Source organism: Pseudomaricurvus alcaniphilus, assembly GCF_011440395.1.
Taxonomy (GTDB): domain Bacteria; phylum Pseudomonadota; class Gammaproteobacteria; order Pseudomonadales; family Cellvibrionaceae; genus Pseudomaricurvus; species Pseudomaricurvus alcaniphilus.
The window spans coordinates 179,633-199,986 of sequence record NZ_JAAOIX010000009.1 but is presented as its reverse complement, the minus strand read 5'-3'; the positions used below and the strand labels follow the sequence as shown (position 1 = coordinate 199,986).

General features: G+C 59.7%; 18 protein-coding genes. 8 read left to right on the top strand and 10 right to left on the bottom strand.

From position 1 onward, the window contains the following. Positions 1-83: 83 nt before the first annotated feature. The 4 genes from G8764_RS22340 (at position 84) to G8764_RS17220 (ending at position 7,209) form a co-directional block, all read left to right on the top strand. Positions 84-1,886, top strand: a complete 1,803-nt coding sequence (locus G8764_RS22340; RefSeq protein ID WP_207951939.1) for a DUF3300 domain-containing protein — start codon at positions 84-86, stop codon at positions 1,884-1,886. A gap of 447 nt (positions 1,887-2,333) precedes the next feature. Then, positions 2,334-3,719: a lipase gene (locus G8764_RS17230; protein ID WP_207951938.1), complete on the top strand. Its 1,386-nt coding sequence runs from the start codon at positions 2,334-2,336 to the stop codon at positions 3,717-3,719. Between the two features lie 120 nt (positions 3,720-3,839). Further along, positions 3,840-5,228 (top strand): ATP-dependent RNA helicase DbpA, encoded by a 1,389-nt coding sequence (dbpA, locus tag G8764_RS17225; RefSeq protein WP_166165910.1) that lies wholly within the window; start codon positions 3,840-3,842, stop codon positions 5,226-5,228. Between the two features lie 664 nt (positions 5,229-5,892). After that, positions 5,893-7,209, top strand: a complete 1,317-nt coding sequence (locus tag G8764_RS17220; protein ID WP_166165909.1) for a DEAD/DEAH box helicase — start codon at positions 5,893-5,895, stop codon at positions 7,207-7,209. Positions 7,210-7,256: 47 nt separating this feature from the next. On the opposite strand, the gene G8764_RS17215 is transcribed toward G8764_RS17220, so the two are convergent. After that, positions 7,257-7,499 carry a hypothetical protein gene (locus G8764_RS17215; RefSeq protein ID WP_166165908.1) on the bottom strand — a complete coding sequence of 81 codons (243 nt, stop codon included), beginning with the start codon at positions 7,497-7,499 and terminating at the stop codon, positions 7,257-7,259. A 72-nt stretch (positions 7,500-7,571) separates the two neighbouring features. Between G8764_RS17215 and G8764_RS17210 the strand changes: the two genes are divergently transcribed. Further along, on the top strand, positions 7,572-9,161 hold the full coding sequence (locus tag G8764_RS17210; protein ID WP_166165907.1) for a dynamin family protein: 1,590 nt from the start codon (positions 7,572-7,574) through the stop codon (positions 9,159-9,161). A 382-nt stretch (positions 9,162-9,543) separates the two neighbouring features. Here the strand turns inward: G8764_RS17210 and G8764_RS23145 are convergent, their stop codons facing one another. From G8764_RS23145 to pspF, 8 genes are all read right to left on the bottom strand, one after another. Further along, positions 9,544-9,990 carry a VF530 family protein gene (locus G8764_RS23145; protein ID WP_166165906.1) on the bottom strand — a complete coding sequence of 149 codons (447 nt, stop codon included), beginning with the start codon at positions 9,988-9,990 and terminating at the stop codon, positions 9,544-9,546. A 77-nt stretch (positions 9,991-10,067) separates the two neighbouring features. Next, entirely contained in the window at positions 10,068-10,841 is a 774-nt protein-coding gene (locus tag G8764_RS17200; protein WP_166165905.1) for a ribonuclease H family protein, read from the bottom strand. A 63-nt stretch (positions 10,842-10,904) separates the two neighbouring features. Then, on the bottom strand, positions 10,905-11,207 hold the full coding sequence (locus G8764_RS17195) for a chaperone modulator CbpM (protein WP_207951937.1): 303 nt from the start codon (positions 11,205-11,207) through the stop codon (positions 10,905-10,907). Between the two features lie 2 nt (positions 11,208-11,209). After that, a complete protein-coding gene (locus tag G8764_RS17190; RefSeq protein WP_166165904.1) occupies positions 11,210-12,166 on the bottom strand; it encodes a DnaJ C-terminal domain-containing protein in 957 nt (318 codons plus the stop codon). 117 nt (positions 12,167-12,283) lie between these two features. Further along, on the bottom strand, positions 12,284-14,383 hold the full coding sequence (locus tag G8764_RS17185) for a sensor histidine kinase, YfiR-like protein-associated (protein ID WP_166165903.1): 2,100 nt from the start codon (positions 14,381-14,383) through the stop codon (positions 12,284-12,286). 3 nt (positions 14,384-14,386) lie between these two features. Further along, the gene (locus G8764_RS17180; RefSeq protein ID WP_166165902.1) at positions 14,387-14,947 is read right to left on the bottom strand and encodes a YfiR family protein; all 561 of its coding nucleotides are present in this window, start codon (positions 14,945-14,947) and stop codon (positions 14,387-14,389) included. 76 nt (positions 14,948-15,023) lie between these two features. Continuing rightward, on the bottom strand, positions 15,024-17,087 hold the full coding sequence (locus tag G8764_RS17175) for a TonB-dependent receptor plug domain-containing protein (protein ID WP_166165901.1): 2,064 nt from the start codon (positions 17,085-17,087) through the stop codon (positions 15,024-15,026). Between the two features lie 182 nt (positions 17,088-17,269). Continuing rightward, entirely contained in the window at positions 17,270-18,370 is a 1,101-nt protein-coding gene (gene pspF / locus G8764_RS17170; protein ID WP_207951936.1) for a phage shock protein operon transcriptional activator, read from the bottom strand. Positions 18,371-18,576: 206 nt separating this feature from the next. On the opposite strand from pspF, the gene pspA reads away from it, so the two are divergent. Genes pspA through pspC form a run of 3 tightly spaced genes read left to right on the top strand, consistent with a single transcriptional unit; the run spans position 18,577 to position 19,947 of the window. Next, entirely contained in the window at positions 18,577-19,287 is a 711-nt protein-coding gene (pspA, locus tag G8764_RS17165; protein ID WP_166165900.1) for a phage shock protein PspA, read from the top strand. Then, positions 19,287-19,556 (top strand): envelope stress response membrane protein PspB, encoded by a 270-nt coding sequence (gene pspB, locus G8764_RS17160; protein ID WP_166165899.1) that lies wholly within the window; start codon positions 19,287-19,289, stop codon positions 19,554-19,556. The genes pspA and pspB overlap by 1 nt, the downstream gene beginning before the upstream one ends. A 1-nt stretch (position 19,557) precedes the next feature. Then, positions 19,558-19,947, top strand: coding sequence for an envelope stress response membrane protein PspC (pspC, locus tag G8764_RS17155; RefSeq protein WP_166165898.1), 390 nt, complete (start codon positions 19,558-19,560; stop codon positions 19,945-19,947). 197 nt (positions 19,948-20,144) lie between these two features. Here the strand turns inward: pspC and G8764_RS17150 are convergent, their stop codons facing one another. Then, a complete protein-coding gene (locus G8764_RS17150; RefSeq protein WP_166165758.1) occupies positions 20,145-20,330 on the bottom strand; it encodes an NF038104 family lipoprotein in 186 nt (61 codons plus the stop codon). Between the last annotated feature and the right edge of the window lie 24 nt (positions 20,331-20,354).

Sequence of the window (20,354 nt, the reverse complement as noted above, 5' to 3'; positions counted from 1 at the left end):
AGGCGCAGGGTGTTATAAGTAACCTCTACCAGGCTTCGGCGGCGGATTGTTTAGCGCTGCGGGGCTCTAAAGAGGTATCTCTTATGCGTTATTTCTATAGGTGTCTGCTGCTCTGGGTGGGGTTGTTCGCTGTTGTCTCGGCAGCGACGGCGGAACCCCTGGCGGATGACCCTCACCAGGATGAACAACTCATCGGTGAACAGCACTTGCTGGATGAACAGCAGCTGGACCAGATTCTGGCGCCTGTCGCACTCTATCCCGACACCTTGCTGTCCCATATTCTGGTGGCCGCCACCTATCCCCTCGAAGTCGTCCAGGCTGCCCGTTGGCGGGCCGAGCACAAGGGCCTGGATGAGCAACAGGCCCTGGCAGCGGCGGAGGACGAAAACTGGGATCCCAGTGTGAAAGCCCTGGCGCCGTTTCACGATCTGTTGCAAACCATGAGCGAGGACCTGGACTGGCTGGAAAAACTGGGCAACGCGTTTCTGCTGGACGAAGAGCGGGTATTGGCCGCCGTGCAAAAACTGCGGCAGCGAGCTTACGACCACGGCTCTCTCACCGACAATGACTATATCGATGTTGAGCACGACGACGGCGATATCGTTATTCAGCCGCGGCAACGGGATGTGGTGTATGTGCCCTACTACGATACCCGGATTGTCTACGGTCCCTGGTGGTGGAGCTCCTACCCACCCTATCACTGGCACCAGCCGCACCACTACACGTGGCACTCCGGTTTTTACTGGAGCAACAGCTACCTGGTCTATTCCGGCTTCTATTTCAGCAGTTTCAGCTGGCGCAATCGCCATTTGTTTGTGGACTACCAGTGGCGGCGGGATCACCTTTATCATCACGGCGCGCGCAAACTGTTTGATGACCATCGACATGGGGCCTGGCGCCGCTGGCAGCACAATCCGCATCACCGGCACGGTGTGCGCTATCCCCGGCAGCACAAAACCCGATTGGTTGACCCGCGCTACTCCCATTCCCGGGATTTTCACCAGCGCCAGTTTAACCCCGGCGAATGGCGGGGGCGGCAATTGCAGAGAGATGATGAGCGACCGGGCAGCGACCGGCGCTGGCAGGGCTCAAGCCTGCATGGCCAGCAGCGACAGGATTTAGACAAGTACAGGCCGGGCAAGGATAGATTGGATAAGGACAGGTTCGACAGGGATAGATTCGACAGGGACAGGCTCGACAAGGACAGGTTCGGAAAGAACAGGTTCGATAAGGACAAGTTCGACAGGGACAGGTTTCACAGGGGAAGCTCAGGTGGGGATCGATCAGGCACAGATCGATTAGGCACAGATAGAAGGGAAAAAAGCGGTCACGAGCCAGCTGATCGAGGGCAGGGGGAGCGGCGCGAGCGGAGCGTCAAGATTGACAAGCACAGCGCAGGAACAGCCGGCGTCAGTAACTTTCGCGATAGCAACTTTCGCGATAACAACTTTCGCGATAGCAAATACAGCAATAGCAAGTATAACGGCAGCCGCTACCAAGGGGCCAACGACAGCCGGTCCGATTCGCACCGGGGCAAGCAGCGTTCGGGTAATTCCCCAGGGCGGCCGGATAACGCCAGCGCCGGCAACCGAACAGTGCGTGGCGGTAGCGATTTGCGCGAGCCAAAGGATACGCAGCGCAGCAAGGGCTTTCGCTCGGGCAGCGAATTCAGGAGCGGCAGTAAAGAAAATACCGGCAGCAAGGCGCGGGTCGAGCGAACGGCTCCGCCGCGCCAGGTCAGCCAGCCTGGCCGCCAGGTGCAGCAGGGGCGGCCAGTGACTCAGGCTCGACCCGCCGCTGTCAGTAAGGTCAGGCACCCGAAGCTGCATAAAACCATGGAGCGACGGCTACCACGCACCGATCACCCCCGCTTTTCGAACAAGTAACGAAGCGGCTGGCTTGTTACCAGGCATTATCTCCGGGGACAAAATCGAATTGTGCGAATGCTACCCCTGCCAAAGTGTTATCCGCGATAATGTGTTGCTCGCGTCAAGTCTGTAATAATTATTCTCTCCAAAATCAGCGAGAAATAAATGCGCGGCCGCAATGGTCGCGAGTGCCTTCCAGGGTGTTTCCGCGGGGACGGCCTTTCCCCTTCAGATTTTCCCCTCATGTCTGCTCCTGACGCCGCTTGTCTGCAATTGTCACAATCGATAGCTGGCCGCCCGGCACTGCCGCAACCCTTGCGCCCGCGTTAGTTCGCCGCGTAAATTACCGCCGCTAAAAGCCAACTGCGCTCGCTTGCCTTCCGCTCCGGGATGTGCTGCTATGCAGGTCAACAGGCGATCAATTCTCACGGGTCGATAACAACTGATAATCATCTGGAGAAACTTATGGACGGGTTTGGATTGCGATATTGGCTAGTCATTGCCGCGGCGTTTGCACTGACGGCGTGTGCGCCCAACAAAATCTATCGGGACAGCTACCAGGCTTGCAGTGTCTCAGGTTCGAGCTACTGCGATCGAGCGGCGGTTTCCATCCACCAGCCGGGCAGCGCCCAGGAGTTTCTGCTGGGGTTCGTGGAATACGATGACCAGGGCCAGTTGCGCGACCGCAAACAAATGCAATTTGTGCTGGATCACTACCGCAATATCGCCGCGCGCGAGGACGTGATCCTGACAGTGTTTGTGCACGGCTGGCACCACAGCGCCGCGCCTGGGGACGGCAATATTGAATCCTTTAAGGGGATGCTGAGCAAGATCTCAGCCCGGGAAGCGATAGCCAGTCAACAGGATGCCAGGGCCAAGCGCAAAGTCATCGGCGTCTATTTGGGCTGGCGAGGCGACTCCATCACCGTGCCGATATTGCGCCAGGCCACTTTTTGGGGGCGCAAAGCGGTCGCCCAGGAAGTGGGTTTGCAGGGAGTCAGCGAGGTTCTCTTACAGCTGGAGCAAATCGTCAACGTCAAAGCGGGCTGGGAGCAGCAAACCCCCAAGCCACTGAATAATCGTATGGTGGTGATTGGCCACAGCTTTGGGGGCGCGGTGGTGTACACCTCACTGCAGCAAATACTGGCGGACCGCTACCTCAGTAGCCAGCGTGGCAAAACCCGGCAGGAAGACGCCAAGGGCTTTGGCGACCTGGTTATACTGTTAAACCCGGCTTTTGAAGCGATGCGCTTTGCCACCCTGTACGACATCGGTCAACAGTGCAGTTACAAATTTACCGGTGCCGACAAGGTTGTGGCTGCCGATACGGTCGCCGCCAGCTGTCGCCAGTACAAGTTTCCGCCCCAGTTGCCGCGTCTGGCGGTGCTCACATCCAAGGCCGATTACGCCACTCGCTATGCCTTTCCCGCCGGGCGGTTCTTTTCGACCCTGTTTGAAACCCACGATGATATCGAGCGCCTGATTGCCACCGCCAACGGCGCCGAGGCCGTGGTGCTGAGCGAGAAAGATGCGGATAACAACACCATTGGCCATTTCCAGCCCTATTGGACGCACCGGTTGGACCCTGTTGTCACCGCCAGCGAGCGCAGTGCCAACTTTAGCTATCGCTCGCTGGGCAACAACTGGAGTGATCAGGACTACGGCAGCAAGTTGCGCTTTGAAGCCGTAGAGCTGTCCCATCTGGGGCGCTCCAGCCCGCTCAACCCGTACCTGAACATCTACGTCGATGGCAGCCTTATCCCGGGCCATAATGAGATATGGGGCGACAGTATCCAGAAGTTTTTGCAAGACCTGATAATGATCTCCACCACCCCGGTGCGGGAGGACTAGCGCAACTTGACCGGGCTGGCAGCCCGGTGTGGCAGCCCTACATAAGTGGGGCTGCCAGATTCATGCCTTGACGAGGCCGCTGCGGAGAAATAACCTGCACTCATTTTTCTGGAGTCGCCCTTGTCCAATTCAGATCCGCTGTCGTTCGATTCGCTGCCGCTGGCAGCGGCATTGCGCAGCAACCTCGCCGAGCTCGGCTACCACAGTATGACCGAAATCCAGGCGGCGGCACTGCCGCCCATGCTCAAGGGCGAGGACGTGATCGGCCAGGCCAAAACCGGCTCCGGCAAAACCGCCGCCTTTGGTTTGAGCCTGCTGCACAAGCTGCAGGTGGACCGCTTTCGCATCCAGGCGCTGGTGCTGTGCCCGACCCGTGAATTGGCCGACCAGGTGGCCAGGGAGCTGCGCACCCTGGGGCGCCGCATCCACAATATCAAGATTCTTACCCTCTGCGGCGGCATGCCCTTTGGGCCGCAAAAAGGTTCACTGGAGCACGGTGCCCATATCATTGTTGGCACCCCGGGTCGTATCGAAGAGCATATGCGCAAGGGCAACCTGGATTTCAGCGAGGTCGCGACCCTGGTGCTGGATGAGGCCGATCGCATGCTGGATATGGGGTTTCAGCAGTCGGTTGATAATATCGTCGCCGACCTGCCGGCCGTGCGCCAGACACTGCTGTTCTCCGCCACCTTTCCCACCAGCATTGAAGCCCTGGCTGCCCGGGTGCAAAAGACACCGGTGCGGGTTGAGGTGGCCTCCACCCACAGCGCCAGCAGTATCGAGCAGCATTTCTACCAGGTAGCCGCCGACACCCGGGCGGAGGCACTGTGCCAGGTACTGGGGCACTATCGGCCGCAGTCGAGCGTGGTGTTTTGCAATACCCGGCGCGAGACTGACGAGGTGGCCAACCAGCTGCGCGCGGCGGGTTATACCGCGCTGGCACTGCACGGCGACATGGAGCAGCGAGACCGGGACCAGACCCTGGTCTGCTTCGCCAACAACAGTGTCTCGGTGCTGGTGGCCACCGATGTGGCGGCGCGCGGGCTGGATATCGAAGACCTGAATATGGTGATCAACTATCACTTGTCCCGGGATGAGGAGGTGCATGTGCACCGCATCGGGCGCACCGGTCGCGCCGGCCAGCAGGGGGTCGCGGTCAGTTTGGTGGCCGACAGCGAGGCCTTCAAGCTGCGCCGCCTGGAAGACACCCTGCAGCAATCTTTCACCCTGGAGAAGTTGCCGACGGGCGGTGCTGAGCCGCCGGCCAAGCCCGCTATGGTGACTCTGCAGATCGACGGCGGCAAAAAGCAAAAGCTGCGCGCCGGCGATATCGTCGGGGCACTCACCGGGGCCGATGGTATTGACGGTGGCGCTATCGGCAAGATCCATGTCTTTGACCTGAAAGCCTATGTCGCTGTCACTCGTGCCAGTTCTCGCCAGGCGCTGGCCAAACTGGGCAAGGGCAAGCTCAAGGGTCGCAATTTCAGGGTTCGGGTAGTGGGTGTTTGACGCCAGAAGAATGGCTTGGGTGCCAAAATCGGTAGTCGCGTCAGCTTGTTTCCGCCAGCGCAAAAAAAAGCCCCCGGTAACGGGGGCAAAGTATAGGAGAGCAAGACCATGAAAATCTTACAAAGTAGGACCGAGCGGTTTTGCATTAGTTCAGGGCAGGGCTAAAAAAATGTGACATGGGTTGCAAAAGGCGGGTTTCAGGCCTGCCGGAGCCGCGCGAAGCGGGATAAGGCCGAAATATATCGGGCCGGGACAGATCAAGTCAGAAGGAATCGGGCTGGAAGATATCGAGTCAGAAGAGGTGGTAAGCTGGGGTTGAAGCAGGGAGGCGGTCAATTGCTGGTCCAGAAAAAAGAGAGCCTCCATAAAGGAGGCTAAGTAAGGAGAGCAAGACACCATGAAAAATCTTACTAATTCAGACCGGACCAATTGCAGATAGTTCAAAAATAATTTCACCAGATCGCAAATTATTTTTTCTGACGCCCCTTGTGGCCCCTAAACCCTGTTTCTCAAGCAGCTCGCAAGGCTGTTTCGAAGCAATCTCCCGCCAGAACCAGGGTCTCTGGGGGCGCCTGCGCGGTTTGCCGGTGGAGCTTGGCGCCCGCTTAAGGTAAGCTGCCCGCCCCGCCAGCTGTGCTGGCTCTTAATGATTTTCAGGTAAAACATGCAATTTTCTGATCTTGGCCTATCGGCCCCGCTGTTGGATGCCGTAGCCGAGCAGGGCTACGACACTCCCTCACCCATCCAGGCCCAGGCCATTCCCGCCGTTATTGAAGGCCAGGACGTAATGGCCGCCGCCCAGACGGGCACCGGCAAGACTGCCGGCTTCACCCTGCCACTGTTACACCGCTTGATGGCGGGCGAGAGAGCCCCGGCCAACCACGTGCGCGCGCTGGTGCTGACCCCCACTCGCGAGCTGGCCGCCCAGGTGGGCGCCAGTGTTTCCACCTACGGCAAGCACCTGCCACTGCGCTCGGCGGTGGTCTATGGTGGTGTCAGTATCAACCCGCAGATGCAGAGTTTGCGTCGCGGGGTCGACGTGCTGGTGGCAACACCGGGGCGCCTGCTGGACCTCTACCAACAGAACGCGGTCAAATTCAAGCACCTGGAAATACTGGTGCTGGACGAAGCCGATCGCATGCTGGATATGGGCTTTATTCACGACATCAAGCGTATTCTCAAGGTGTTGCCCGCCAAGCGCCAAAACCTGTTGTTTTCCGCCACCTTCTCCGACGACATCCGGACCCTGGCCAAAGGTCTGGTGCACAATCCGGTGGAAATCGATGTGGCGCCGCGCAACACCACCGTGGAGACCGTCAAGCACTGGCTGTGCCCGGTGGACAAAAACCAGAAGTCGGGTCTGTTGATCGAGTTGATTAAAAGCCACAACTGGCACCAGGTGCTGGTATTCAGCCGTACCAAGCACGGTGCCAACAAATTGACCAAGCAGCTGGACGCCGCCGGGCTCAGTGCCGCGGCGATCCACGGCAACAAGAGCCAGGGCGCGCGCACCAGTGCGCTGGCGAACTTTAAAAGCAACAAGATCCGGGTGTTGGTTGCCACCGATATCGCTGCCCGCGGTATCGATATCGACCAGTTGCCGCAGGTGGTCAATTTTGACCTGCCCAATGTGCCGGAAGATTACGTGCACCGCATCGGTCGCACCGGTCGTGCCGGCGCCAGTGGCCAGGCGGTGTCGCTGGTCAGTGCCGACGAAGCCAAGCAGTTGTTCGATATCGAGCGGCTGATCCAGCAGCTGATCCCGCGGGAGCTGGTCAGCGGTTTTGAACCCGTCAACCCGCTGCAGGAGTCCAGGCTGAACAGCCGGGCGCCGAGGGCGAAAAAGCCGAAAGTGCAACACCGCGACGGAGTTCGCGGCAGCGGCAGTGCCCACGCCCAGAAAGCACACCAAAGGCAGGCGTCCGGCGATGATTCCAGCCGCCCGGCGCGCCGTCGCCGCCCCGCCCGCAAGCCTGCCTAGCGCAATGATGCGCGGGGTCTGTGGCGCAGGGCGCCAGGCCACGCGCTTTACACCCGCTGGCGCCCGCTAGTTGCAGCGCAGCGCCAGTTCGCCGGGGCGCCGCTGTAGCGGCGAATCCAATACGCCCCCCGGCTCGAGCCAGCATCGACATCCCGTGCCACATAATTTATATTCAACAGCAAGGGCTGGCCGTGCGCGTGGGCGACGGTGCCCTGCAAGCCATCCAGGAAAACTGCCGAGCCGGATGCGCGGCAAACCACCAGGTCTAATCGCCGCGTCTGCACTGGCATAGTCACCAGCGCCAGGGCGCGACAAGAACAACATCAAAAAATCATCCTCGCACCAACAGGGCGACAGAGCACATGGCCAAATCTTCGAAACAGGAACGTATCAAGCGGCTTGAAAAACACCTGCAGATGGAAAACCCTATCCTCGCAGGTGTGGTTACCAGCTTTCAGAAACTGGATCGCATTGCCCGCTCACTGGGCTTGATCGACGCGGACGACTCCTACGCCACCCAGGTATCCTGGTGGCCGGTTGTCTCGGTGCTGGGTACCTTCTCCGCCGGCAAGTCGACCTTTCTCAACCAGTATGTAGGCCAGGAAATACAGCGCACTGGCAACCAGGCGGTGGACGATAAGTTTACTGTGCTCTGCTACGGCGCGGCCGAATCCTCCAGTGCCCTGCCGGGACTGGCATTGGACAGTGACCCGCGCTTTCCCTTCTACCAGATCAGTCGCGATATTGAGAACGTTGCCACCGGAGAGGGGCGCCGGGTGGACTCCTACCTGCAACTCAAGACCTGTCGCTCGGAGGCCCTGCAGGGCAAGATATTTATCGACTCGCCCGGTTTTGATGCCGATCAGCAGCGCAATTCCACCCTTTTGATCATCGACCATATTATTGATCTCTCCGACCTGGTGCTGGTGTTTTTTGATTCCCGTCACCCCGAACCGGGGGCGATGGCGGACACCTTGACGCACCTGGTGAGCAGCACGATCAACCGTGCCGACGCGACCAAATTTCTCTATGTGCTGAACCAGATCGACAATACCGCGCGCGAGGATAACCCGGAGGAGGTGGTGGCCGCCTGGCAGCGCGCCCTGGCACAGCACGGCCTCACCGCTGGTCGCTTCTATCGAATCTACGCCCGCCACTCCAACCTGGAAGGGGTCGACGAGCAGGTGCGCAAGCGGCTGGAGCGCATCCGCGATGAAGACCTGGCCGACATCGAGGCGCGTATTCGCCAGGTGGAGGTGGAGCGGGCCTATCGGATCGTGGGGGTGTTGGAAAAGACAGCGCGCCATATTGAAACAGTACAGTTGCCACTGTTGGCGGCGGCGCGCAAGCACTGGCGCCGCGCCACCTTCTGGCTCAGCAACGCGGTGTTTGGCCTGCTGCTGATCCTGCTGGGGTGGTATACAGTCAGCGCCGACTATTGGGATGGCTTCACTTTTACGCCGCTGGCAAACCTTAACACAACCACCCAGATTGCCGTGGCGGCCGCGCTGACATTACTGGTAGTGGTGATTTATCATCAGCTTCGACGGGTGGCGGGCAAGCTGACGCTGGCCAAATTGGAGCGTGACAGCGCCTTTGGGGAAGAGCGGCAGGCCATCCTGCGAGCCTTTAAATACAACCTCAAGGCCTGGTGGCGCTCGGTTGGCAATGCCAACCCAAGAGGCTGGGGGCGGCGCAAACAGCGCCAGTTGAACAAGGTGCTGGCGGAGGCCGATGCCTTCGTGCAATCCCTCAATGATCGCTACGCGCACCCCTCCGGGGAAGGCATGGAGCCCGGCCGCAAGGGCAAACGCAAGGCCCGGCCTGAACCGGTCGCCGCGGGTGAGGAGCCTTCAGCCGGTAAAGAGCCTTCAGCCAGTAAAGAGCCTTCAGCCAGTAAAGAGCCTTCAGCGGATAAGGGGCCGTCTGCAACGGCGGAACCGGTCAAGTAGTCAGGTGCCGGCGCACAGTCACCAGCCGGCGCATCAATTAGCGACGGGAAAGTCTTACAGCGACCTAATTATCACTAAAGCCAAGCGTCGTCCGGCTGGCAGTATGGTAGGTCTGGCTCCTGGGGATTGCTTTCAAGACCCTCGACAGCATGGATGCTGTCGTGGAGCCCCCAAGGATGGGTATTCGGCGAGTCTTGAAAGCAAGCCCCTGGAGCCAGGCCGGGAAAAAAGCTGATGTCCCAAGGTTTACGAGGTATATGTCTGCTATCGCCGAGAGCTGGCTTATTCATAGGGGTAATTAGGTACAGCGAAAAAATTGATAGCGCAAAGAGTTTGCGGCCAGGGCTGGAAGGCAGGGGTTTCACAGCGCTGATCGGCTGAATTAATCAGAATCCTTTTTGCGCCACTTGCTCCACACGTCGTCAGTCGCCGTTTTACCGGAGTCGCGCCGGGATTCCGGCGCGGTTGTGCGGCGCGCTTCGGTACGAGGTGCCCGGTCTTGCTTGGTGGGCGCTGCCGTTATCGGCGCCGGCGAGCGCGGCTTTTGATCGAGGGGTACGGTTCGATCCCGCGGTGGCAGGGCGTACTGGGTGTCGTCGGGCTTGGGCAAGCGCTTGTATTTATACAGGTAGAACGCCTCCACCTTCTCCCTCGCCCAGAGGGTCTTGCGCAGAAATTTCAGGCTCGACTTGATGCTCGGGTTGCTCTTGAAGCAATTGAGGTTGAGGGCGCTGGCCAGCGCCTCCCAGCCGTAGTGCTCCACCAACTCGGTGAGCAGGGCTTCGAGTTTGACGCCGTGCAGCGGGTTGTTTCTCTGCTCTTCAGTCATATCTGTTCTTTATCGATCTCTGCTCAATTGTGCCTGCTTAACCGTGTCTGTTTCCAAGAATACAGCCAGTGCAACTGCTAACCCCGGCTCAGTGCCAACAGTTCCGGGATGGAGTGGCTATCAGTATAAAGGCATAAGTCGGTTTCTGCGCGCTCTATGGCCACCACCGACATGCGATCGGCCAGTTCGTTGCCTTCAACCCCGGCGTGGCCCCTGACGTGCAGCACTTGCAGTTGTGCACCGGCGGCGCTGGCCAGTTCCGTGTAGAGCTGGTGGGCGAGCTTGATGATGTCGAGGTTTTTGATTTCGCCACCGGCCTTTTTCCAGCCCTTGTTTTTCCAGCTGTAGGCCCACTTGGTTACGCAGTCGATAGCGTATTTTGAATCGCAGTGAATGGTCACCGAGAGCTCTTGCTGGAGCTGCTCCCGGGCCAGCAACAGGGCGTGATGCAAGCCCAGCAATTCCGCCGTGTTATTGGTACCGGCGGGGTTGTAGAGGCCGTACCAGAGTTGCCCTAACTGCTGTTTTTGATAAACGGCGATGCCGGTACCGGCCTGGCCGGGGTTGGGGTCACAGGCGCCGTCACAGAAAATATCGATATCGGCTGTGAGTGAATACTCGCTAGCGCTGACCGCATTGCTGGTCTTAGGTTTTCGAGCGGCCTTGGTGGCGCTTGATGACCGGGCTGCAGGTTTGTTACCAGCGAATGCGGCGGCCGCTTGCTGCTGGGTCGGGAAGGACTTGTAGCGCGCGTTGGGGAAGCCCTTGACCTGCCGTTCCGCTTCTTTCCAGGTGCTGTAGATGCCGGGCTCGACGCCGGCCCAGACCACGTAAAATTTCTTTGCTGCCATGATGGTTTCCTTTTGCCGCACCTTATATAGCCTATTGGCGCGAGATGCAAAGGAAAGACGCGTTTAAAGCTCGTCGATAAATCGGGCCAGGCGCTGGCGCAACTGCTGGTTCTCGGACTTTAAATTGTCGATCTGTTCCAGTAGTTGCAATGCCAGGGCGACCCCCGGCCAGTCGACCTCCAGCTGGCGGTGCAGTTGCTGCGCCCGGCGCGCGGTGCTGAGCATGTCGGCGTCAAACTGCCACTCTTCGGGCTGCTCGCCCTTTGGGGTGAGAATGCCCAGTTCGACGATGTATTGCACCCGGTCGCCGGGCAGGTTGACAGTTTCACAAAACTGTTCAAAGCTGAAATATACGAGTTTGCTCACGATTACTTCCTCCACTCGGCGCGTGGATTAAAGTCGCTGCTTGCGGCCATGGCCTGCCAGTGCTGCCGTTGTTTGTCATCGGCAGCGGGGGGCATCACCACTTTTAGTACGGCGTAGAGATCGCCGCGCCCCTGCTTCATAACCAGACCGCGGCCCTTCACGCGCAGGCGCTGGCCAGTCTGGCTGTTGGCGGGCACAGTCAGGCGAATATCCCCTTCCAGGGTCGGCACGGTGAGCTTGGCTCCCAGCGCCGCCTCCCAGGGACTGATGGGCACGGTTACCAGCAGGTTGTGCCCCTCCACATCAAACAACGGGTGCGGCACCAGACGAATGCGCAGGTACAGATCACCGCTGGCTCCGCCCCCCAAACCGGGGCCACCCTGGCCTTTCAAACGGATGCGCTCGCCGTCGCCGACCCCCGGGGGAACTTTGACTTTCAGGGTCTTGCGCACGCTGCTTCGCCGCCCCTGAGCGTCGATATGGGGCATATTGTATTCAATGGTGCGCTCTTCCGGCTTGAGGGTGTCCTCCAGGAAGATGGGCAGGTCGGTTTCGATATCCTGGCCGCGCTGGGCGAAGTTGCCGCCCTGGCGGGTAAAGCCGGAGTTGCCAGCGCCACCGAATATGGAGCTGAAGAACTCGGAAAAGTCGCCTTCATAGACGTGCTCTCCGCCGCCGAAGCCGCCTGCATGCGAGTCGCGATTCGCTTGCCAACCCGGTGGTGGCTGGAACTTGCCGCCGCGGCCATAGCGGCGCAGTTCGTCGTACTCGGCGCGTTTTTCGGAACTTTTCAGCACCTCGTAGGCTTCAGTGACTTCCTTGAATTTGTCTTCCGCCTGGTGTTCGGTACTGACATCCGGGTGGTATTGGCGCGCGAGTTTGCGGTAGGCGGTTTTTATCGCCTTGTCGTCGGCGTCCGCTGCCACCCCTAATATTTTGTAATAGTCTTTAAACTCCATGTGTGTCACCACCTGGTTCGGCCATGGTCGTACACAATATTACTGTGATTTGGCGCGGTAGCAACTGTATTAAGCGGTTGCCGGGCAGGGGGCAGGAGCCGGTGCTATTGCTGTGGGTCAGAAGTGGGCGCGCAACTCCGCCGCCACCTGTCGGCGGGCTGCCAGCAGGTTCTGGATTTCCGCTCCGGGAGCGGGGCGACCCAGCAGGTAACCCTGCACGGTATCGCAGCCATTGCGTTTGACAAAGTCGAGTTGGGCCGGGGTTTCCACGCCCTCGGCCACGACCTTGAGGTTCATGCTGTGGGCCATATTGATGATGGTTTTGACAATAATCTCATCGTCCGGGTCCTGGCCCAGGTCGCGGATAAATGATTGGTCGATCTTGAGGGTGTGCAGGGGCAGTTGTTTTAGCCGGCTGAGGGAGGAGTAGGCGATACCAAAGTCATCGATAGAGATTTCCACACCGAGCTTCTGGATGTCCTTGAGTACACTGCAGCTGTCTTCGGTGTTGGGGCCAAACAGGTCCTCGGTGATTTCCAGCTCCAGCCGCTGGCTGTTGAACCCGGTTTTGGCGAGGATATTGGCGATGACCTGGCTCAGGTCCTTGCGAATAAAATTGGCCGGAGACAGATTGACCGAGAGGGATATATCCGGCGTAGCGCCGCGGAACCAGCTCAGTACTTCGCGGCAGGCGGTTTCCATTACCCACTCGTCAATGGCAGAGACCAGGCCGCACTCGTTGGCCAGCGGGATAAATTCGCTCGGCGAGATGGCGTCCTCCTCTGGGTCGAACCAGCGCACCAGCGCTTCAACGCCCACCAGTCGCAGCGTTTCGGCATCCCGCTTGGGTTGATAGTAGACACTCAGGCGGTTGTGGCGGATGGCGGCGCGCAGCTTGTTTTCCAGGTTCAGGCGGCGAGTGGCGCGGGTGTTCATCTCCTGGGTGAAAAAGGTGTAGCGATTCCTGCCGCTGTCCTTGGAGCGGTACATGGCGGTATCGGAGTTCTTCAGGATTTCCGCCGCGGTGGCACCGTCGTCCGGGTAGAGGCTGATGCCGATACTGGTGCTCATGTGCAGGTTGTAGCCGTCGATAATGATGGGCTCATTGATACTGGCGATGATTTTGTGGGCGACTTCCTCTGCCGCGCGCGGGTTGCTGTGCAGCAGCAGCACCGCAAACTCATCCCCGCCGAGCCGGGCCAGGGTGTCGCTTTTACGCAGGCATAAGCTCAGGCGCCGGGCGATCTCGATCAGCAGTTTGTCGCCGATGGGATGACCCAGGGTGTCATTGATAACCTTGAATCGATCGAGATCGAGGAACAGGGTGGCAACCCGCCTATTGCTGCGCTGGGCATCACTGATCGCCATGCTCAGGTGATTGTCGAAGGTGATGCGGTTGGCCAGCCCGGTCAGCATGTCGTGATAGGCCTGGTGCTCCAGCTCCCGGGTCAGCTCAGTAAGCTCCTGGGTGCGCTCCTCCACCTTTTGCTCGAGCAGTTCCCGGGAGCGCTGCAGTTCGCTGTCGCGTAGCTGGATCTGCTCCAGCATGCCGTTAAAGTCTTCGACCAAATGACCTATTTCATCTTTGGACAGCTTCTTCGCACGCAGTGAGTAGTCGCGACTGAGGGTAATCTGGCGGGCAGTGGCGGCCAGCTTTAAGATGGGTTTGGTAACCACTCGCTGCAGGCGGGCTGAGACCACCGCGGACAAGCACAGGGACAGCACAAACAGCCCCAGCAAGGTAAACAGCTGGTTGCGTTGACTGGACTGCCAATAATCGGGCCGCGACACGATCACGATGTTGCCGACCGGCTGGTGGTCCAGCAACACGGGCTGCATGACAAACAGGGCGTTATCAATGGCGCCGGAATCGCTTGCCGGCAGGGTTTTAGGGGGAGTGGATTCGCCGTCGCGCCGATAGGTGGCAAAGGGCTTGCCGGTGCGGTTAAACAGAGTGGCGCTGACGATATAGGCCTCGCCCCTGAGGCTGGCCAGGGTTGCCTCGGCGGACTCGGCGTCGCCAAAAACCAGCGCCGCAATACTGTTGTTGCCGATGATACCGGCCTGGGAGTGCAGCCGTGCAATCATCTCTGCGCGCAGTGAATACCGGTCGTTGATGGCAAAGCCCAGCGTGGCCAGCACCAGGGCGCTGCTGCTGGTCAACAGCAGCACCAGCATCAGGGTTTTACGAATGGACTTGCGCTTATAGAAGGTCATGCTTCAGGAGTCTGCCTCGACAATGTGGGCCAGCTTGAGCAGTTCGGAGCGCATCCTGAGGCCGACTTTGGTCGCTTGCTTGAGGTTGATTTCAAAGCCAATGCCCTTGCCCTTGCGCACCAGCGCCACCAGCACGCCGGTCTGTGGCTGGCCGCTGGGCTGTCCGTCGGTCATATCAGCGATGGTCAGCAGCGGCTGCGCAAAACCCGGCTCGGCTTGCCGCTTGAACGCTTCCAGCTCACTGGTGGGGACCAGCAGAATATGGCAGTTACCGCTTTGGTCGAGGTGTTTGATGTTCAGGCTGAGCAGGTGACGGCCGGAGATTTGCTCTGCGGTAATAGTATTGAGGGCAGTCCCGAGGCTGTTGAATCTATAGGTGCACAGGGTCAGGTTGTCGGGCTGCTGCAGGGCGGTTGCAGGCCAGCTGACAAACTTCGCAATATTGAGAATAAACGCAGCCTTGACCCGGTTGGCGCGGTCGGACACCTGGTCCGCCAGCGCGGGCGCCCCCAGGCAGGAGGCGAACAGCAGCACCAACGCTGGCACAAGCGAACGCAAGTTCATGGGGCTTGCTCCTGGCCGCGGTTTGCACTGGTTGCAACCGGCAGGCATTGCGCTATTGATGACGGGGCAGATGGCATCAGTTTCCCGGGGTCCATTGCAGGCGCAACCAGATCTCGCGTTCGCTCTTCTCGCTGTTGTGACGGTTGCCGAAGTCGGCGGCCGGGTCGTAGATGCGGCGATTGAAAAGGTTGTTAATGCCGAATGAGTAGGACAGCTCCGAGGTGATGGGGCCGGACCCAAACAGGTGGGCGAGGGTAAAGGACTCGGCGTCGTCGGCAAAGCCATTTTCATCGTCGCGCGGGCTGTTGTAGATCAGTGCCAGGCCAATATGGTGCTGGCCGCCATAGTTGTAGTCAATATTGAAACTGCCGGAGTTTGAGGCGAGGAACATGGAGCCGTCCAGTTCGTCGCCGTCTGCGTCGAGCAGGGCCAGCCCCAGACGCAGGTCGAGGCGCTCAGTGGGCCGGATGTGAAGCAGGGATTCTGCGCCGATCAGGTGCAGGTCGGTTGCGCTGTTGGTGAAATACTCGTCGGCGCCGTCGGGGGTCGGTGTTTCGTGGATAAAATCCACCACGCGGTTGTGAAACAGGTTGACGCTGATATTGGCCTGCTCCCACTGATGCAAGTAGCCCAGTTCCACTGACTCGATGTGTTCGGCGTCAGGGACCGGCGGCTGGAAGCTGGTGCCTTCCAGCACCTTGAGGTATTCGCGCAGGCCGGGCGTGCGAATCGCAGTGCCGTAGAGCAGCTTCCAGGTTTGTCGGTCATTGGGGGTGTAGACCATGGCGCCGCGGTAGTTCAGGTAGTCGTCAAACTGCTCGAAGCGATCGTGGCGGGCGCCAATCGTGAGTGCCAGCGCGGGGGTGATGTCCCATACATCCTGGATATAGACGGCGAGGTTGTCGTTCTTGAGGTCGGGGTTGGACACCAGCGAGCCCTGGTCCGGGGTGTCGAGGAAGCCCAGGTCAAAGCGAAAGCGGCGCTCGAAACGCATATTGCGCACTTCTTCGTGCTGCCAGGACAGGCCCAGAGCGACGACATGGTTGTCCAGTCGCTTCAGGCCGGTGATGGTGCCGCCGGCCATCACGCTGTCGTGTCGCTCGCTGTAACCCAGCGCCCCGCTTTCCTGCTCCAGTTCGTACTCATGACCCCGGTCGTTCTGGTAGAAGATGTTGGCGTCGATTTTGCCCCGTTCCAGGTCGCCGTACTGGTAGGTTGCGCTCAGGCTCAGGGCGCGCTCTTCAATAAAGGCATCCTGGCTGGCGGGAATAAACAGATAGGGCGTGTCGTTACGGCTGTAATCCAGCGCCAGGGTCAGGTCGGCAATGGGCCTGGCCTTGAGGAGCAGGGTCTGGTACTCCTCCTCCAGCGGCTGCACTACCTCACCACCGATAAAGCTTTTGCGCTGTTCGCGAAATGGCGCGTTCTGGGCCAGGTGGCTGGCGAAAGCCTGCAAGCCCGGGCTGTTGTAGGTGAGCGAGGCTTTGCCCCGCTGATTGGCGGCCACCTCCAGGCTCGCCTCAAAGCGGGGCTGGCTGGCGAAATCCCTGGTGGTCACTGAAATGATGCCGGCGAAGGCATTGGCACCGTAGAGGCTGGAGGCGGGTCCGAGAATAATTTCTACCTTCTCGACTTTTTCCAGCGGCAAGTTATCGCCCAGGGAAAAGTGTTCGTAATATAGATGCCGTACCCGTACGCCATCCACCATCAGCACCAGTTTGTTGTTGTGGCGCTGCAGCATGCCGCGCGCCCAGACCGCCTGGTGGCGTTTGCGGTCCTGGTTGAGTTGCAAGCCCGGTACAAACTGCAGCAATCCGTCCAGCCGGCGCACGCCGAAGCGGGAAAACTCGGCCCGGCGGAAGCTGTAGACGGTGCCCGGTGCGCTACTGGCCTGGGTGGGTAGCAGCGATGCGGAGGTAAAAACATCCAGGTCCAGCAGTTGTTTCAGTGACATGTCGGTAAAGGCGGGCACGGGCTGCTCGGGGTCATCATCCGCCGCCGCTGCGGCCGCGCTTATGGGGTTGCATACCGAGGTGAGCAGCAGGCCCGTCAGCAACGCGGCAGCCATCCTCGGCGAGGCGGCTGTGGTCGCGTTCGGGTCAGTGGGATGGTCCGTGGCGGGGCGTGTCATGGTCGTCATCGTCAGTGGCTGGTGGAATGCCCAGGGTGGCCTGTTCAGGGTTCGCAGATGCCTTGCCGGCAGAGCCGGGTCGACTGCTTTAAACCGGGTCTGCCCCGCCAGTGGATTCACAGGTTCGGCAGGCCGCATCAGTAACCTCTAATGTAGACTGCAAATCGGGATTGCGCGAATTTTAGCGCTGGCTACTGTGCCGGTTCGCCCCTGAGCAATTGCGGGTATTTGCGCAGGGCGGCGCGCAACTGGTGGTAGCTCAGGCCGAGGGCGGTAGCGGCGCGCTTTTGTTGATAGCCGTGACGCTGCAAGGCCTGGCGAATCAACTGCTGCTCCAGGTCGCGCAGCTGGTCGCGCAGGTCGATGGCGGCAGACGGGCTGGACGGGTCGTCTTTGGGCGGCGCGGCGCCGCGGCTGGACGTCTCGGCAGGTAGATTTGACGTCTCGATAGGCAGGCTGGGCGTGGCGATGGCTGGACCGGGCTTGGCGGCTGCATCTGCAGGTTGTTGCCAGGGCGCGACAAAAGGGTCGAGCACAATGTTTGCCACCGGCTGGCTGGGATTGGGGTTGCGATAGACGCTGCGCTCCACCACATTTTTCAGTTCGCGCACGTTGCCGGGCCAGTGGTAGGCGCGCAGTCGCTGGCGGGCACTGGCGCTGAAACCGGGAAACATTTCGTAGCCCAGCTCCTGGCACATGCGCAGGCCGAAGTGGTCGGCCAACTCGAGAATGTCGTCTTCGCGCTGGCGCAGGGGGGGCAGCAAGACCACATCAAACGCCAGCCGATCGAGCAGGTCGCCGCGAAACTGGCCCTGGGTCACCAGCTCTGGTAAATCGGCGTTGGTGGCCGCCACCACCCGCACGTCCACCTGATGGGTGGTGTTGCCGCCGAGCCGCTGGAAGTGACCGTATTCAATGACCCGCAGCAACTTCTCCTGCACCGCCTGGGAGGCGGCCGCAAGCTCGTCGAGAAACAGGGTGCCGCCGTCGCCGCGCTCGAACAGGCCGGCGCGGCTGCGGCTGGCGCCGGTAAAGGCCCCCGCTTCGTGCCCGAACAGTTCCGAGTCCAGCAGGTTTTCGTTGAGGGCGGCGCAGTTTACCTGCAGGTAGGGCTGGTCCCAGCGGCGCGACAGAAAGTGCAGCCGCTCGGCGATCATTTCCTTGCCGGTGCCGCGCTCGCCGATGATCAGCGCCGGCCGGTTCAGGGGGGCGAGCTGGGAGACCTGGTCGAGGGTGCGATGCAAGGTTTCGGAGCTGCCGATCAGGTTTTGGCGCTGTTCAATCACAGGCATTGGCTATAAGTTACCGAGTGGCTAAATAAACCTATTTGTTGAATTATTTAACCAGTAATTGGTTAAAAAAGCCATTATTTCTGCGTGGGAGCGCGGGGATAATGCACTTGATTGTGCAAATCCCCATATAAAACAAAGGCTTGTAGTTTTTGGCACAGCTCTCGCTATACAGACCGTGTTTACAGCAATTAATCAGGAGATGGCTCATGGGTATTTTTTCGCGGTTTGGTGACATTGTTAATGCCAACCTCAATGCACTGCTCGACAAGGCCGAGGATCCGGCCAAGATGATCCGCATGATGATCCAGGAGATGGAGGAGACACTGATTGAAGTGCGTACCGCGTCGGCCCGGATTATCGCCGATCGCAAGGAGTTGGAGCGGCGCAGTCAGTTCCTGGAGCGGGAAATCGAAAAGTGGGAGGGAAAAGCCCGCCTGGCGTTGAGCAAAGGGCGGGAAGACCTGGCCCGGGCGGCACTGCTGGAAAAGGCAACCGTGCAGGAAAACCGGGATATGGCCGTGGCTGAGGTGAGCGCCATCAATGACCAGTTACAGGCGCTCGATGGGGATATCCAGCAGTTGCAACAAAAACTGGACGACGCCAAAGCCAAGCAGAAATCGCTGATTGCGCGGGAGCAAACGGTGCGTTCGCGGATGGATCTGCGCCGCTCCGGCAACCGCAGCAAGCTGGAGGACGCCTTCAATAAATTCGAAAGCTATGAGCGTCGGGTCGATAACCTGGAGGCGCGGGTCGAAGCCGAGGATCTGGGGGGCAGCCGCAGTCTCAGTGATGAATTCGCGGAGCTGGAAAAAGACGACAAGATCAACGCTGCCCTGGCCGAGTTGAAGGCCTCCATGGCGGCTGCCGAATCTGCCCCTGCCGGAGCGGCCGGCAGTGATCGCGGAGGGCGCCAATAATGTCCTCCGCCATGCAGTTTTTTATACCCGCGGTCATTTTCCTGACCCTGGTGGCGCCGCTGTGGCTGATCCTGCACTACTGGACCCAGGCCCGCAATCGGCGCGGCCTGTCTCAGGAGGAGCGGGAGTTGTTATTGGAGAGTCAGCGCACGGTGGAGCGCCTGGAGAAGCGCCTGGCCACGCTGGAAACCATTCTCGATGCCGACCACGAGGGTTGGCGCACCGCAGCCAGAGACGCAGGGCCAAACGCCAGCGCCAGGGAGCATTGATATGAGCAGTGACAATAGATCCCGCGGTTACGATCGCAATCTCTACCGGGATACCGACAAGGGCTGGTTGCTGGGGGTGTGTGCCGGTGTCGCCCAGGCCTACGACAAGCCCATCTGGCTGGCCCGCATCGCTATGCTGACGCTGTTTTTGTTCAGCGGCAGTTTGGCCGTGTTGATCTACTGTGCCGGTTACTTTTTGCTGGCGGTGCGGCCGCAAAACGTGGCTTCTGTGACCCATTCGCCGCCCCTGTTTGATTATGGCGAGCGTGCCTCGACCCGGGCCAGGCGGGTGGTGGAGCGGCTGGAGCAAATGGATGTACGGCTGCAGGCTATCGAGCGCTACGTGACGTCCAGTCGCTACCAGGTGAATGAGGCGTTTCGCAAGCTCTAGGAGCCTGTCGGACTTAGGTGCCCGTAGCGAGAGAAAGTCCGATTTGAGTCAGTTTTTAACCATTTTTGAGGCGAATAGTGGTTCTATTTAACGAGAAAGTGGTTAAAAAATGGCCAAGCTCGGCTTTTTCGCAGCAGGGCAACCCTAAGTCCGACAGGCTCCTAGTGTTGGCGTGAAGGCTGCCGGTCAGTTGCGGTTCAGTCTTCCTCGTCGTCGTCCCCGTCCGGAATAACTGCATCCGCCACTGCTACGGTGCCCTTGACCGCCACCTTGGTGACGCCGACTGCGGTACTGGCGACTGCATCGACAACGGCAATGGCGGTGCAGCCGAATAATTGGGTCAAGGCAAGAAAAAGAGTTACTTTCAGGGACAGTTTCAGCAAAATAGTGGTCTCTGTAATTTGGAT

Coding starts and splice junctions, on each gene's coding strand:
- G8764_RS23145 (WP_166165906.1), bottom strand. CDS start 9,990: ATGACTGAAGAGCAGAGAAACAACCCGCTGCACGGCGTCAAACTCGAA.
- G8764_RS22340 (WP_207951939.1), top strand. CDS start 84: ATGCGTTATTTCTATAGGTGTCTGCTGCTCTGGGTGGGGTTGTTCGCT.
- G8764_RS17175 (WP_166165901.1), bottom strand. CDS start 17,087: ATGACGACCATGACACGCCCCGCCACGGACCATCCCACTGACCCGAAC.
- pspA (WP_166165900.1), top strand. CDS start 18,577: ATGGGTATTTTTTCGCGGTTTGGTGACATTGTTAATGCCAACCTCAAT.
- G8764_RS17185 (WP_166165903.1), bottom strand. CDS start 14,383: ATGACCTTCTATAAGCGCAAGTCCATTCGTAAAACCCTGATGCTGGTG.
- G8764_RS17215 (WP_166165908.1), bottom strand. CDS start 7,499: ATGCCAGTGCAGACGCGGCGATTAGACCTGGTGGTTTGCCGCGCATCC.
- G8764_RS17190 (WP_166165904.1), bottom strand. CDS start 12,166: ATGGAGTTTAAAGACTATTACAAAATATTAGGGGTGGCAGCGGACGCC.
- pspB (WP_166165899.1), top strand. CDS start 19,287: ATGTCCTCCGCCATGCAGTTTTTTATACCCGCGGTCATTTTCCTGACC.
- G8764_RS17180 (WP_166165902.1), bottom strand. CDS start 14,947: ATGAACTTGCGTTCGCTTGTGCCAGCGTTGGTGCTGCTGTTCGCCTCC.
- G8764_RS17230 (WP_207951938.1), top strand. CDS start 2,334: ATGGACGGGTTTGGATTGCGATATTGGCTAGTCATTGCCGCGGCGTTT.
- pspC (WP_166165898.1), top strand. CDS start 19,558: ATGAGCAGTGACAATAGATCCCGCGGTTACGATCGCAATCTCTACCGG.
- G8764_RS17200 (WP_166165905.1), bottom strand. CDS start 10,841: ATGGCAGCAAAGAAATTTTACGTGGTCTGGGCCGGCGTCGAGCCCGGC.
- G8764_RS17210 (WP_166165907.1), top strand. CDS start 7,572: ATGGCCAAATCTTCGAAACAGGAACGTATCAAGCGGCTTGAAAAACAC.
- pspF (WP_207951936.1), bottom strand. CDS start 18,370: ATGCCTGTGATTGAACAGCGCCAAAACCTGATCGGCAGCTCCGAAACC.
- G8764_RS17220 (WP_166165909.1), top strand. CDS start 5,893: ATGCAATTTTCTGATCTTGGCCTATCGGCCCCGCTGTTGGATGCCGTA.